Source organism: Dyella lipolytica, assembly GCF_030160075.1.
GTDB classification, from domain to species: Bacteria; Pseudomonadota; Gammaproteobacteria; order Xanthomonadales; family Rhodanobacteraceae; genus Dyella_B; species Dyella_B lipolytica.
Genome location: NZ_BSNQ01000002.1, coordinates 180,587 through 193,792, shown reverse-complemented (window position 1 = coordinate 193,792; position 13,206 = coordinate 180,587). Strand labels below are relative to the sequence as shown.

At 59.8% G+C, this 13,206-nt stretch carries 10 protein-coding genes and 1 pseudogene; 4 read left to right on the top strand and 7 right to left on the bottom strand.

The window, feature by feature from the left end; genetic code table 11:
- The 6 genes and pseudogenes from QQL64_RS01450 to dnaA form a co-directional block, all read right to left on the bottom strand.
- A pseudogene (locus tag QQL64_RS01450) lies at positions 1 to 270 on the bottom strand (energy transducer TonB); the annotation flags it as partial.
- A gap of 208 nt (positions 271 to 478) precedes the next feature.
- Positions 479 to 1,768, bottom strand: a complete 1,290-nt coding sequence (locus QQL64_RS01445; RefSeq protein ID WP_284395301.1) for a tetratricopeptide repeat protein — start codon at positions 1,766 to 1,768, stop codon at positions 479 to 481.
- Positions 1,769 to 2,077: 309 nt separating this feature from the next.
- Positions 2,078 to 4,492, bottom strand: a complete 2,415-nt coding sequence (gyrB, locus tag QQL64_RS01440) for a DNA topoisomerase (ATP-hydrolyzing) subunit B (protein WP_284395300.1) — start codon at positions 4,490 to 4,492, stop codon at positions 2,078 to 2,080.
- 75 nt (positions 4,493 to 4,567) lie between these two features.
- Complete coding sequence (recF, locus tag QQL64_RS01435) at positions 4,568 to 5,647, bottom strand: DNA replication/repair protein RecF (RefSeq protein WP_284395297.1); 1,080 nt, start codon at positions 5,645 to 5,647, stop codon at positions 4,568 to 4,570.
- An 88-nt stretch (positions 5,648 to 5,735) separates the two neighbouring features.
- The gene (gene dnaN / locus QQL64_RS01430) at positions 5,736 to 6,836 is read right to left on the bottom strand and encodes a DNA polymerase III subunit beta (RefSeq protein ID WP_284395296.1); all 1,101 of its coding nucleotides are present in this window, start codon (positions 6,834 to 6,836) and stop codon (positions 5,736 to 5,738) included.
- Positions 6,837 to 7,081: 245 nt separating this feature from the next.
- Complete coding sequence (gene dnaA / locus QQL64_RS01425) at positions 7,082 to 8,416, bottom strand: chromosomal replication initiator protein DnaA (RefSeq protein ID WP_284395295.1); 1,335 nt, start codon at positions 8,414 to 8,416, stop codon at positions 7,082 to 7,084.
- A gap of 181 nt (positions 8,417 to 8,597) precedes the next feature.
- Between dnaA and rpmH the strand changes: the two genes are divergently transcribed.
- From rpmH to mnmE, 4 genes are all read left to right on the top strand, one after another.
- The gene (rpmH, locus tag QQL64_RS01420; RefSeq protein ID WP_049621303.1) at positions 8,598 to 8,732 is read left to right on the top strand and encodes a 50S ribosomal protein L34; all 135 of its coding nucleotides are present in this window, start codon (positions 8,598 to 8,600) and stop codon (positions 8,730 to 8,732) included.
- Positions 8,733 to 8,744: 12 nt separating this feature from the next.
- The gene (rnpA, locus tag QQL64_RS01415; RefSeq protein WP_284395289.1) at positions 8,745 to 9,125 is read left to right on the top strand and encodes a ribonuclease P protein component; all 381 of its coding nucleotides are present in this window, start codon (positions 8,745 to 8,747) and stop codon (positions 9,123 to 9,125) included.
- Positions 9,126 to 9,186: 61 nt separating this feature from the next.
- Positions 9,187 to 10,881 (top strand): membrane protein insertase YidC, encoded by a 1,695-nt coding sequence (gene yidC, locus QQL64_RS01410; protein WP_284395287.1) that lies wholly within the window; start codon positions 9,187 to 9,189, stop codon positions 10,879 to 10,881.
- Between the two features lie 50 nt (positions 10,882 to 10,931).
- Positions 10,932 to 12,284, top strand: coding sequence for a tRNA uridine-5-carboxymethylaminomethyl(34) synthesis GTPase MnmE (gene mnmE, locus QQL64_RS01405; protein ID WP_284395285.1), 1,353 nt, complete (start codon positions 10,932 to 10,934; stop codon positions 12,282 to 12,284).
- Here mnmE and rbsK read toward each other — a convergent pair whose 3' ends face one another.
- Entirely contained in the window at positions 12,285 to 13,181 is an 897-nt protein-coding gene (gene rbsK, locus QQL64_RS01400) for a ribokinase (protein WP_284395282.1), read from the bottom strand.
- Positions 13,182 to 13,206: the final 25 nt, after the last annotated feature.

Below are 13,206 nucleotides of genomic sequence, written 5' to 3'. Positions count from 1 at the left end.
CGGCGGCGGAACCACCTGCTTGATGATCTGCGGCGGCGGCTGCTTCGGCGGTTCCGGCGGCGGCGGTGGCGGCGGCGGTGGCGGCGGCGGGGGTTCGATGAAGTTCACCTGCACGATCTTGTCTTTCTGGACTTCCGCCGTTTTCGGAGGCGCCGCAGGAGCGATCAATAGCAGGAAAGCAAACGCATGCAGCGCAATGGCTACCGCCAGCGCCCATGTGCGGGCCCAACTGAATGGCTTAGCGCCGGTTTCTTCGTTACTTGAGGCCATCTGTCGCTTTCAATCAGGAGCTAGTCAATCGAGTGACGTGGTCGCAGCACCCAGCGGCAAAGTTGTTCCCTAGAGGGGTGACATTTGCCACTGGACAGTGCGGGAAAAGTCCAACGGTACAACAGCACATGGCGTTTGTATAGCATTTCAGTGGCGGTCTTATGGACGTCCATAAGACCCCGTGATACAGGCGCCAAGCGTCTTTCAATCAATTGCCAATATTGGCTTTTTGCAACCAGGCTTTGGCTTGCGCCGCAGTTTCCGGATCTTTCTTAGCTTCCATCACTGCATCGACCGCAGCGGGCTTGTCCTTGAGGCCGATATTCGCTTGAGCCAGATCCATATAGGCTCGGCCCTTATGTTGCACGCCCTTGCTGATGGCTTGCTGGATAAGCGACTTCGCCGTGCTGTACTCGTTCTGGGCAAGAGATGCCACACCCGCTTTCAGTGCCGGCTCGCCATTGGTGGCTAGCGGGATGGCTTTCTTGTACGCCGCAGCCGCTGCGTCCGTGTCACCACCGATCATGTTGGCGTCGCCCAGCAAGTCGTAGTTTTCGGCGCTGGGTTTCACCACGCCCTTGCTCATGCCTTCCTGCAGCACTTGCACGGCCTTGGTCGAATCGGGACCCGGATCAGATGCTTCTTGCGCGGTATTCATGTAGAGCTTGGTCATCGTCACGTAGTCGTTTTCCGTGGTGACCAAGCCATTCGCTTTGCCCTGCTCCAACAACTTCAGCGCATCGGGATATTTCTGCGATTGAATGAGCAGACTGAGCGAGTTGTGGAATGCGGTTGGATCAGTAGGCGATGCGCTCAACTGTTTCTGCGCAAGCGCCGCGGCCTGATCCTTCTGACCGGAATCGTTGTAATCGAGCATCAGCAGCTGATTCCAGCGTGGATCCGGCTTGTCCGTCATCGATTGCGCTTTCTTGATGGCTGCAATGGACTCTGGATATTTCTGCAAGTGATAGTAAGCCTCGCCTTCCAGCGCATAGGATTCCGGCGTTTCGTTCTTACCTTCGGCGCGCCACTTCTCAACCGTATCGATCGATGGCTGGAACTGATTGTTGAGGAGGTAGAAAGTCGCCAGTTCGTATTCGAGCTGGAAGTACGCGTCGTTCGGCAACACGCCGTTATCGAGCGAACGCTTCAACAGATCGATACCGCCCGGCAGGTCGTTGTTGCCGGCGTGTATACGGGCCATTGCCTGTAGCGCCAAAGCTTGTGCGTATTTGCTCTTGCTGTTGTCGATGATCGGCTGCAGCAGCTGCGTCGCCTTGTCCTTGTCATTCGCTTGCGCTGCATCGATGCCGTCGTTGAGCGCTTTTTGCTCCTTGGCATCCGTCAAGTCGAGCTTCGGTTCTTTGCGGGTCGCGTTGGGATACAGCGGAGCCGCTTTCTGACCGCTCGACGAGTTATCGCTCGCTAGCGCCGGAGTGCTTGCCAACATCAGCGCAAACGCTGCGCCGGCCAGCATCTTCAGGGAAGCGTGTTTCATAGCGTTCCTCAAATGGAAGGAGTCGGATTTCACGCACAAGCTGTGCGGGGGATCACTGAGATTACCCTGAGGCGACTATCGATAACAAGTCGCAATGCGGCATAAAAGCCACATTCAAATCAAAGGCTTATAACATCCACCCCATACGCCCGCGCATTTTTCGCAAATAAAAGACAAAGACGCGCGTATAAGCCGCGCTTCGTCGTGGTCGCAAGAAGGCGGAGGAACGGCAGTTCGTATTAATGCATTAATGCGCGAGTAGCAAACCATTGGCGTGGTGCGGAATATTTTCCGCACCACGTGGTGGCTTTAGATATCGAGATTGGCGACTTTCAAAGCGTTGGCTTCAATGAAATCGCGACGCGGTTCCACCGCTTCGCCCATCAACATCGAGAACATCTGGTCGGCTGCGATGGCGTCTTCAACGCCCACCTGCAACATGCGCCGGGTTTCGGGATTCACCGTGGTTTCCCACAGCTGTTCCGGATTCATTTCACCCAGGCCCTTGAAGCGCTGGATGGTGCGACCTTTCTTGGCTTCGTCCAACAGCCAACTGCGGACCTCGGCAAAGCGTACGACGCCACGCGAAGCATTGCCTCGACGCACGACTGCATCGACCTGGATCAAAGCGGCCAATTGCTGACTGGCATTGAGGATCGGCCGGAATTCCGAGCTGTTGAAGAAGGGTTGCGGCAACAGCCAGGTGTGACTGAGACCATGCTGATCGCGCACCACTTCGATCGCCGCCGGATGCTCTCCGTGCGCAGGGCGCAGCGCCAAGCGATAGCGCGGTTTGCCCAGCCCACTGGTGGCGAGATTCAACGCGATGCCGTCCAGCCAGGTTTGCATCGCCGCCGGATCGTTCCATTGATGGGCTTCGATCGGCGCATGCTCAAGCATGGCGGTAAGCACGTTGGCATCGAAGCGATGACCCAGGCGCTCGATTTGATCTAGGGCGGCCTGATAGTCGCGCAGCAGTTTTTCCAGCGCTTCGCCGCTAATTGGCGGCGCGGAAGGGCTGTAGGTCAGTTCGGCGTTGTCGACGGCGCTGGAGATCAGGTACGCGTTGAGTGCCGTGTCGTCCTTCAGATACAGCTCTTGCTTGCCTTGTTTGAGTTTGTACAGCGGCGGCAGGCCGATGTAGACGTGGCCGCGCTCGATCAACTCGGGCATCTGGCGGTAGAAGAAGGTCAGCAACAACGTGCGGATATGCGAACCGTCCACGTCCGCGTCGGTCATGATGATGATGCGGTGGTAACGCAGCTTGTCGGGGTTGTAATCCTCTTTGCCGATGCCGGTGCCCAGGGCAGTGATCAGCGTGCCGACTTCAGCGGACGACAGCATCTTGTCGAAGCGTGCCTTTTCGACGTTGAGGATCTTGCCCTTCAACGGCAGCACGGCCTGCGTCTTACGGTTGCGCCCCTGCTTCGCGGAACCGCCTGCGGAGTCACCCTCGACCAGGAAGAGTTCGCATAGCGAAGGATCTTTCTCCTGGCAATCGGCAAGCTTGCCCGGCAGACCTGCGATATCCAGCGCGCCCTTGCGGCGGGTCATCTCGCGCGCCTTGCGCGCCGCTTCGCGAGCGCGCGCAGCGTCGACAACCTTCGAGGCGATCGCCCTCGCCTCGTTCGGATGCTCCAGCAGGAATTCGCCGAGCTTCTCGTAGACCACCTGCTCCACCACCGTTTTCACTTCGGACGAAACCAGCTTGTCCTTGGTCTGGGAGGAGAATTTCGGATCCGGGACTTTCACCGAAAGCACGGCGATCATGCCTTCGCGCATGTCGTCGCCCGACAGCGTGACCTTGGCGGTCTTGGCCAGGCCTTCCTTTTCGATATAAGCCTGCAGTGCGCGAGTCAATGCAGCACGGAACCCGGTGAGATGGGTACCGCCATCGCGCTGCGGAATATTGTTGGTGAAGCAGAACATCGTCTCCTGATAGGAGTCGGTCCACTGCATCGCCAGTTCGACGGTGATGCCGTCCTGCTGGGCGCTGAGGCTGATCACATTCGGATGCAGCGCGGTTTTCAGCTGGGCCAGATGCTGCACGAAGGAACGAATACCGCCTTCGTACGCAAACGTGTCGTGGCGCCCTTCCCCGCGCTCGTCACGCAAATCGATGGTGACGCCGGAGTTGAGGAAGGCCAGCTCGCGCAGGCGCTTGGCCAGAATGTCGTAGTGGAACTCGATGTGAGTGAAGGTTTGGGGGCTGGGAACGAAGCGCACCGTGGTGCCGCGCTTTTCCGACGGGCCCACCATTTTCACCGGGTACAGCGGTTCGCCGTGCGCGTACTCCTGGTGGTACTCGTGCCCGTCGCGCCGAATGGTCAACCAGAGGTGTTCGCTGAGAGCGTTCACTACGGAAACGCCGACGCCATGCAGACCGCCGGAAACCTTGTAGGAATTCGCATCGAACTTGCCGCCGGCGTGCAGCACCGTCATCACCACCTCGGCAGTGGAACGGCCCTCTTCCGGGTGGACGTCGACCGGAATGCCACGACCATTGTCGACAACGCTTACTGAGCCGTCTTCGTGGATGGTCACGAGGACATGGTCGCAGTAGCCAGCCAAAGCTTCGTCGATGGAGTTATCCACGACCTCGAACACCATGTGGTGGAGGCCGGTGCCGTCATCGGTATCGCCGATATACATGCCAGGGCGCTTGCGCACCGCTTCCAGGCCTTTGAGTACCTTGATGCTGTTCGAATCGTAGGATGCGTTCATGCAATAGCCATTTCCCGACGCCATTAATCCACCCGGGGCGGCGCCAAAAGAGCCGGGCTGGATGCAACCTTGCAATTATAGCAGGGGCGCCACGGATCCCTGTTCCACGTGGAACACCTTTACGGATGCTTTTTGAAGAGGCCTGGGAAGCTCGGTTCCGGTGACGAGTACCTGTACTGGAACCGCCAGCAGGCTTTCCGTAACCGCGGATTGATGCGCTAGATCGAGCTCGGAAGCGAGGTCATCGAGGCAGACGATCGGCCATTCGCCGCGATGGACGGCATCCAGGTGGGCTTGGGCGAGCAGGCAGACCAGGGCCACCAGTTTTTCCTGACCTCTGGAGAAGTGCTCCCGCTGAGGTGCCTGCAAAAAGGACAACGACCAGTCCGCCCTATGCACCCCAGCGGTCGTATGACCACGGCTTAGATCCCGCGACCGCTGAGCGACCAGGGTTTCCGCCAGATCCGCGCCCTCGGGCCATCCAGGACGGTAGCGGAGTTCCAGGGCGCCAAGTTCCGGCAGCAACAACGCCGCCTGCTCCCTCAAATAGGGCAACAACGCATCCAGGTAGGAGCGGCGCCACTGATCGATCAATGATCCGCAGCGAGCCAACTCCCTCTCCCAGGGGTCATATACCCCCCCGTCGTCGAACGTATGAGTCCGCAGCAAGCTGTTCCGCTGTTTGAGAGCTCGTTGATAGCGTCGCCAGGTGGGCAGGAAATCCTGTTCCACGTGGAACACACCCCAATCCAGGAAGCGGCGGCGTTCCTCCGCTGCTCCGGCGATCAAGGCGTGCGAACCAGGCTCGAAGCAGACGACGGCACATTCCCGAACGAGCTGGCCGATCGGTACATCCTGGCCATCCACCCTGGCGTCCCAGCGAACGCCTTCTCGCCCAAGACCCAGTCGTAGCAGGCGCCCATCATCGTGGCGCAGGGTCGAAAAAATGCTCAGCGCGGAGGCGCCACGCTGCAACAGCGCATCGCGGGCACCACTTCGGAATGAACGGCCATGTGACAGGAGGAACGCTGCCTCAAGAACGGAAGTTTTTCCCGCGCCGTTAGGCCCCACCAGGACGTTGAACCCCGGTGCAACATCGAGCGACGTATCGCCAATGCAGCGCAGCCCGCGTAGCTGCAACCGTTCCAACCTCACGGGTGCAACGCTCCCAAACGAAGACGCCGGAGCGCATGGCTCCGGCGTCGTGACTGCAACAGCACACCCAAGGCGATCATGCCAAGGGTCAGAGCCGCAGAGGCATGATCACGTGGCGGGACTGCTCGTTGTCGTCTTCCTGCACAAGGCAGCTGGACTGCGCATCGCGCAAGCTGAGCCGTGCTTTATCGCCGCGCAGCGCCGCCAAAGCATCCAGTAAATAGCCGACGTTGAAGCCCACCGTCAGATCCGAAACACCGGTTTCCGCTTCGACTTCCTCGACCGCCTCTTCCTGCTCCGGGTTGTGCGCGACGATACGCAGCTTGCCCGGCGAAAACTCCAGCTTTACGCCGCGGTACTTCTCGTTCGAGAGAATCGCCGCACGCTGCAAGGCTCCACGTAGCACTTCCCGATCGAGCGTCGCGCGCTTGTCGGCGCCGAGTGGGATGACGGCTTCGTAATCAGGGAAACGTCCGTCGATCAGCTTCGAAGTGAAAACGACCTGGCCGCGTCGAACGCGGAGGTGATTCCGGCCGAACTCGAGTTCGACGGTGCCCTCGCCCGACTCCAACAAGCCCACCAACTCATTCACGCCTTTACGCGGAATGATGATTTGGCGGCGAGAGGAAACCTTGCTGTCTAGATGCGTTTCCTTCAGAGCAAGGCGGTGCCCGTCGGTTGCAACACAGCGCAGTGCGTGCTCTTGCAAGTCGAGCAACATGCCGTTGAGGTAATAACGCACATCCTGATTGGCCATCGCGAACGAGGTGCGGTCCATCAGATCGCGCAAGACTTCTTCTGGAAGGCTGACACGTTCGACCAACTCGATTTCGTCGATGGTCGGAAATTCGGTAGCAGGCAGGGTGGCAAGCGTGAAGCGACTGCGACCGGCATTCAGCGCTACACGATCGCCATTCTGTTTCAGCTCGATCTTCGCGCCATCCGGTAGCGCGCGCACGATATCGAACAATTTCCGCGCGGGAATGGTGGTTTCACCATCGACCAATTTATCTGCGTCGGTGGATGCGACCATTTCCACTTCAAGGTCGGTGCCGGTGAACGACAGTTTCCCGTCGCTTACTTTCACCAAGAGGTTGGCAAGTACCGGAAGCGTCTGACGACGCTCGACCACTCCGACGACCTGCTGCAAGGGTTTAAGCAGAGCTTCTCGTTGGATGCTGAATTGCATGTGTGTGCTTTCCCTATCCTGCAGTTCTGTTTTTAAAAGAAGAGTAGTGGTTGCAGTAGGCACCGTGGATAACTTGATAAGCTCAAATTATCCTTTATAAACAAAGACTTGTGGTAAATGCCCCTGTGCCTTGAAGCACCTTCGATCTGTGTATCGTCAGTGGATAACTTTGGCGCCTCAAAGTGTCTTCATATTATCCACAGGATACCCTGCCGGTTTTCAAGCGCTTATTCAACGTTGCGCGATCAACCCGTCAAAGTACGAATCAGCTGTTCCCAATCCTGCCGCATCCGTGTGTCGGTTTCGCACAACTTGCGGATGGTGCGGCAGGCATGCAATACGGTCGTGTGATCGCGCCCCCCGAAGGCATCCCCGATCTCGGGTAGGCTGTGCTCGGTAAGTTCTTTGGACAGAGCCATCGCCATCTGTCGAGGCCGTGCCAGTGAACGCACGCGACGCTTGGAGAGCAGGTCCTGCAAGCGCACACCGAAGTACTCGGCGACGATCTTCTGGATGTTCGGTACCGTCACGGCTTGTGCGTGCGTGGCAAGCAAATCGCGCAACGTTTCTTCCGCGAAATCGGTGGTGATTGGTTTGCCATAGAAGTTGGCGCGTGCGGCAAGCGTATTGAGCGCACCTTCCAGATCACGCACGTTGGAACGAATGCGCTTGGCCAAAAGCATCGCTACGTTCTCGCTGACCAACACACCCTTATCGTGTGCTTTGGCCAACAAAATAGCTGCGCGCGTTTCGAAGTCCGGCGGTTCGATGGCTACGGATAAGCCCCAACCCAGGCGCGATTTCAATCGCGGCTCGAGCTTGTCCACTTCCTTCGGATAACGATCGCACGTAAGGATGATCTGCTGCTTGGATTCGAACAGCGCATTGAAGGTGTGGAAAAACTCTTCCTGCGTAGTGTCTTTGCCCGCAAAAAACTGGATATCGTCAATCAGCAGCGCGTCCACCGAACGGAAGCGTCGCTTGAATTCGTCCATGCTCTTGGTGCGCAGTGCTTCGATCATCGAACCCACGAACTGTTCCGAACGCAGGTACATCACCTTGCAATTCGGATTGTGCTCGCGCATGAGATTGCCAGCTGCATGCATCAGATGCGTCTTGCCCAGGCCGGTGCCGCCGTACAGCAAGAGCGGGTTGTAAGCGCGGCCAGGGTTCTGTGCCACCTGCATCGCCGCCGCTTTGCCGAGCTGGTTGGATTTACCTTCGACGAACGTCTCGAAGGTGTAGTGCGGGTCGAGGTTGTGGTTGAAGCTCGCTGCCACCGGTTCCACGACCGTCGCCGGCCGGGAGGGGGATGGTGTGCGAGCGTTGCTGGTTGCGATCGCGCTGGATCCAACTTCCAGCCGCACGGGCAGGCTATGACCGTTGAGCAGGGTCAGTACGGCCTCGATCCGAGTCAGGTAGCGATCGCGAACGGCATCCAGGGTGTAGGGATTAGGCGCGTAAAGCTGCAGACCGTCCGCGTCATCGCGTGCCTGCAGGGGCATCAGCCAGGTGTGCAGATCCTCAGCGCTCAACTCGCCTTCCAGACGCTCGAGACAGCGCCGCCACAGGTCACTCATGGATACTCTTCAACCACAGCAAGGGCGCTTTCGCGCGGGGTGGACCGGGAAGTCTAGCAGCACGCACAGGCCAACTATCCACACGGATATCCACAAGTAGCCACCATACCCCCATTTGACACGAACCGGCTTCATTCCGCATAATTTCCGATCTTTTCACCCATACACTTAGGAGGAAGCCATGAAGCGGACCTTCCAGCCCAGCAAGCTCAAGCGCGCCCGCACCCACGGCTTTCGTGCACGCATGGCCACGGCCGACGGCCGCAAGATCCTTAGCGCACGCCGCGCCAAGGGTCGCAAGCGCCTGATCCCATAAGCGTTCACGCATATGGGTGCCGCCGGCCTACCGCGCGAGGCGCGGATTCGCCGAGCCGGTGACTTTGCCGTCTTGCGTCAAGCCAGCGGCCGCCTCGGCGGCCGCTGTTTTTCTGTGCGCTATCGCCAGAACGAACTGGGCTATGCCCGGTTGGGTCTAGCCATCTCCAAGCGGGTTTCCAAACGCGCCGTGGAGCGCAACCGCATCAAGCGGCTGGCGCGAGAGTCGTTCCGTCGCGTCCGCAACCAGCTCCCGGCACTGGATCTCGTGGTCATGGCCCGAGAGCAAGCATCCGGCGTACCGGGTCCGGAGCTTCTGGCCGAACTCGAAACCCTCTGGCGCAAACTCTTACCGTTGAAGCGCGACGGCGACACCTCCACAATCGCGTGTTGACCACACCTTTTCCATCTTCAGCGGCCCGCCGTCGCGGCGCCCTCCACCGGATCGCTACGCGATGAATCAAACGCGCACCTTCCTCTTGTTCGCCCTCTTGGCCGTGGCGTATTTGCTATGGATGGCCTGGGAACAAGACTACGCCCCGCATCCGACCAACACGCCGACTACGACATCGACGACAGCAGCGGGCGGCAATCCAGTGCCTGGCGCCGCACCTGCGATTGCAAACGGTGGTGCAGAGAGTGCGACAGCCACGGCCCAGCTGATTACCGTCACGACCGATGTGCTGCGCCTGACCATCGACACGCGCGGCGGCAGCGTCGTGCGTTCCGAACTGCTGAAGTACCCGGTCACGCCGCGCACCAAGAAAGATCCCGAGCCGGCGTCGATCCGACTGCTCGATGATGGCGCTACCGATTATTTCGCCGCGCAAACGGGCTTGGTGAGTGCCGACGGCGCCGCGCCCGATCATCGCGCGATCTTCCAGGCAGCACAGACCAGCTATGAGTTGGCGGCTGGCCAAGATGCCTTGAACGTAGACCTCACCTGGACCGATCCGTCCGGTATCAAGGTACTGAAGCGCTACACCCTGCATCGCGGCAGCTACGCGATCGATCTCGACCAGCAGATCGACAACGGCAGCAGCAAAACCTGGGATGGCAACGCGTACCGCCAGCTGCAGCGCGTGAATCGTCCGGTGCCGGTCTATAGCAACTACCTGCAACGCATGTCCGATCAGTCGCAATACGGCTTCTTCGGCGCCGCGTGGTACAGCCCCGAGCAGAAATTCAACAAGCTGGGCTACGACAAATTCGAAAAAGAACCGCTGCAAAGCCAGGTCACCGGCGGCTGGGTAGCGATGATGCAGCAGTACTTCCTCGGCGCGTGGATTCCGCCGGCCAAGGAAGCCGAAACCTTTTCAACGACGGTCGTGAACGACGACGGCAATGCACCGCGTTACGTCATCCGCAGCGTCGGCCCGCAAATCAGCGTCGCGCCAGGCCAGCACGTCAGCAGCAGCGCGCAGCTTTATATCGGTCCGAAACTGCCGGACGTGTTGAAGAACGTCGCGCCGGGCCTTGAGCTGACCATCGATTACGGCATGCTCAAGATCTTCGCGGAACCGCTGCACTGGGTGCTCGCGCAACTCGACAAGCTCACCGGCAACTGGGGCGTGTCGATCATCCTGTTGGTGCTGCTGATCAACCTTGTCACCTTCAAGTTCACCAACGCGCAGTTCGAATCTGCCGCGAAGATGCGCAAGCTCAAGCCGCGCATGGATGCGTTGAAAGAACGCTACGGCGACGATCGCCAGAAGATGCAGCAGGCGACGATGGAGCTGTACAAGAAGGAAAAGATCAATCCGGTGGCAGGCTGCTTGCCGCTGTTGATCACCATTCCGATTTTCTACGGCTTGTATTACGTGCTGCGTGACAGCGTGGAACTGCGCCAGGCGCCGTTCTTCGGTTGGATTCACGATCTATCCGCGGCTGATCCTTATTTCGTGCTGCCGGTGCTCTACACCATCGTCATGCTGGCACAGCAATGGCTGATGCCGCAGGCGGCCGGCATGGATCCCACCCAGGCGAAGATGATGAAGTTCATGCCGCTGATGTTCGCGGTGATCTTCCTGTTCTTCCCGTCGGGCCTGGTGCTGTATTACGTGGTCAACGGCCTATGCCGCCTTCTGCAGCAATGGTGGATGATGCGTCGTCACGATGCTGCGCCCCCGCCCGCCAAAGCGGCAGCCTGATGTTCGCGCGGGCGGCCACGCGCCGCCCGCCACGGTTATGCTGATACGCCATGACCGCCCATGCACCGCATGAAGACACGATAGCCGCCGTCGCCAGCGCGCCTGGCGCCGCCGGCATTGGTGTCGTGCGTGTATCGGGACCACGTGTACCCGCCATCGCCCAAGCTCTGCTCGGCCGAGCGCCAACACCGCGTTATGCGCACTTCGCTGCGTTCCGCGACGCAGGCAATCACCTGATCGACCGCGGATTGCTGCTGCACTTCCCGGCCCCTGCCTCTTACACCGGCGAGCACGTGCTCGAAGTACAAGGGCACGGCAGTTCCGTATTGCTCGATGCCTTGCTGCGCCGCATATGCGAGCTCGGCGCACGCCTTGCACGACCCGGCGAATTTACCGAACGAGCCTTCCTCAACGGCAAGCTCGATCTCGCGCAAGCCGAAGCGGTAGCCGACCTGATTGCTGCCCGATCGCAAGCCGGTGCGCGCGCTGCGCTGCAATCGATGGAAGGCGTGTTCTCGCGTAAGGTCGATGCATTGCTGCAGGCCCTGATCGCACTACGCGTACACATCGAAGCGGCGATCGATTTTCCCGAAGAAGAAATCGACTTTCTGGCCGACCCCGCCATCGCACGACAGCTACACACCTTGCGCTCGCAGCTCGCCGATTTGTTACGCGAAGCGCAACGCGGCGTTCGACTCAACGACGGTTTGCGCGTGGCGATCATTGGCCGGCCCAATGCCGGCAAATCCAGTTTGTTGAATGCACTGGCCGGTACCGAGCGCGCCATCGTGACCGATATCGCCGGCACCACGCGCGATGTCTTGCGCGAAAGCATCAGCCTCGACGGCATCACGCTGGAACTGGCCGATACCGCCGGCTTGCGCGATACGCACGATCCGGTCGAACGCGAGGGCGTACGTCGGGCGCACAGCGAACGCGAGCGAGCCGATGTCGTGCTGCTGGTCACCGAAGCGCAACACGCCGAAACCGACCTTGCCTGGTTGCACGATCTGCCATCCGGCGTTGAACGCATAGTCGTCGTCAATAAAATCGACCTTGATACCGCCAACGCGCATGCCGAACAGCGTGCTGATGCATGTTGGTTGTGGCTTTCCGTGAAAACCGGCGAAGGCCTGGATTCGTTGCGCGAACATCTCAAGCAACTGGCCGGCGCTGGCAGCGGCGAAGGCGCTTTCAGCGCACGGCGACGACATGTATCGGCACTGGAACAGGTGGCCGGTCACCTGGATCGCACGGCCGGCGTGCTAGCCGATACGCATGCCGGAGAACTCGCTGCAGAAGAGCTGCGTCAAGCGCAGCACGCGCTCGGTGAAATTACGGGTACGTACACCAGCGATGACCTGCTCGGAGCCATCTTCAGCTCGTTCTGCATCGGCAAGTGATCAATCGCGGTGCCGAGCGAGCAACGCATCGACTTCAGCAGGATGCGGCATGCCGCCGCGCGCGCCTAAACGCGTTACAGAAAGTGCGGCGGCGGCGCATGCTCTGCGCACGGCAAGCGGCAATCCTTCGTGCAGAAAGACAGCTAGTGCAGCATTGAAGGTGTCACCGGCACCCGTGCTGTCTACCGCCTCCACTTTGAAACCATGTTGGTATTGCGGTTCACCCTCTTCCCGAAACCACGCGCCTTCAGCGCCGCGTGTCAGCACGACCGGGCACGGTGCTCTGCGCATCAAGCTGCGAAAGTCTGCAGAGGGATCGGCAGCAAGCAAGGTTGCCAGTTCATGCTGGTTAGGTGTGATGTAGCGTGCGAGTCGCAACCATTCCTCCGGCAACGGTTGCGCCGGTGCGGGATTGAGGATCACCGGCACGTGCAGCCGATGCGCGATGCGCAGCGTGGCCTCCACGGTTTCCAGCGGAATCTCCATCTGCACCAGAACCGCATCAACGCAGGCGATCAGGCTTTGCGCGTTCGCTACGTGCATGGGCGTCAACCGTGCATTAGCGCCTGGCACGACAATGATTTGGTTTTCGCCAGACGACACCGTGATCGACGCCGTTCCGCTGCTGCAGTTTTCAATACGCGCAACATGCTCGAGTCCGACACCCTCCGCCGCGAGTGCATCGCACAGAGGCTGCGCGAAAGCATCGTCGCCGACCGCACCAACCATATGCACTTCCGCGCCCAAACGCGCGGCGGCCACCGCCTGGTTGCCGCCTTTGCCGCCATGCACAGAAAGAAAACGTTCGCCGAGAAGCGTTTCGCCGGGCGCAGGGAAACGCTGCGCCACGGTAACCAGGTCCATGTTGATGCTGCCTACGACGACGAGACGAGTCATGAGTGCTCTCGCAATGGCGACACTG

What these genes read in the sequence shown, in the direction of transcription:
- QQL64_RS01445 (WP_284395301.1), bottom strand. Translation starts at nt 1,768, where the DNA reads ATGAAACACGCTTCCCTGAAGATGCTGGCCGGCGCAGCGTTTGCGCTG.
- gyrB (WP_284395300.1), bottom strand. Translation starts at nt 4,492, where the DNA reads ATGAACGCATCCTACGATTCGAACAGCATCAAGGTACTCAAAGGCCTG.
- dnaN (WP_284395296.1), bottom strand. Translation starts at nt 6,836, where the DNA reads ATGCAATTCAGCATCCAACGAGAAGCTCTGCTTAAACCCTTGCAGCAG.
- dnaA (WP_284395295.1), bottom strand. Translation starts at nt 8,416, where the DNA reads ATGAGTGACCTGTGGCGGCGCTGTCTCGAGCGTCTGGAAGGCGAGTTG.
- rpmH (WP_049621303.1), top strand. Translation starts at nt 8,598, where the DNA reads ATGAAGCGGACCTTCCAGCCCAGCAAGCTCAAGCGCGCCCGCACCCAC.
- rnpA (WP_284395289.1), top strand. Translation starts at nt 8,745, where the DNA reads ATGGGTGCCGCCGGCCTACCGCGCGAGGCGCGGATTCGCCGAGCCGGT.
- yidC (WP_284395287.1), top strand. Translation starts at nt 9,187, where the DNA reads ATGAATCAAACGCGCACCTTCCTCTTGTTCGCCCTCTTGGCCGTGGCG.
- mnmE (WP_284395285.1), top strand. Translation starts at nt 10,932, where the DNA reads ATGACCGCCCATGCACCGCATGAAGACACGATAGCCGCCGTCGCCAGC.
- rbsK (WP_284395282.1), bottom strand. Translation starts at nt 13,181, where the DNA reads ATGACTCGTCTCGTCGTCGTAGGCAGCATCAACATGGACCTGGTTACC.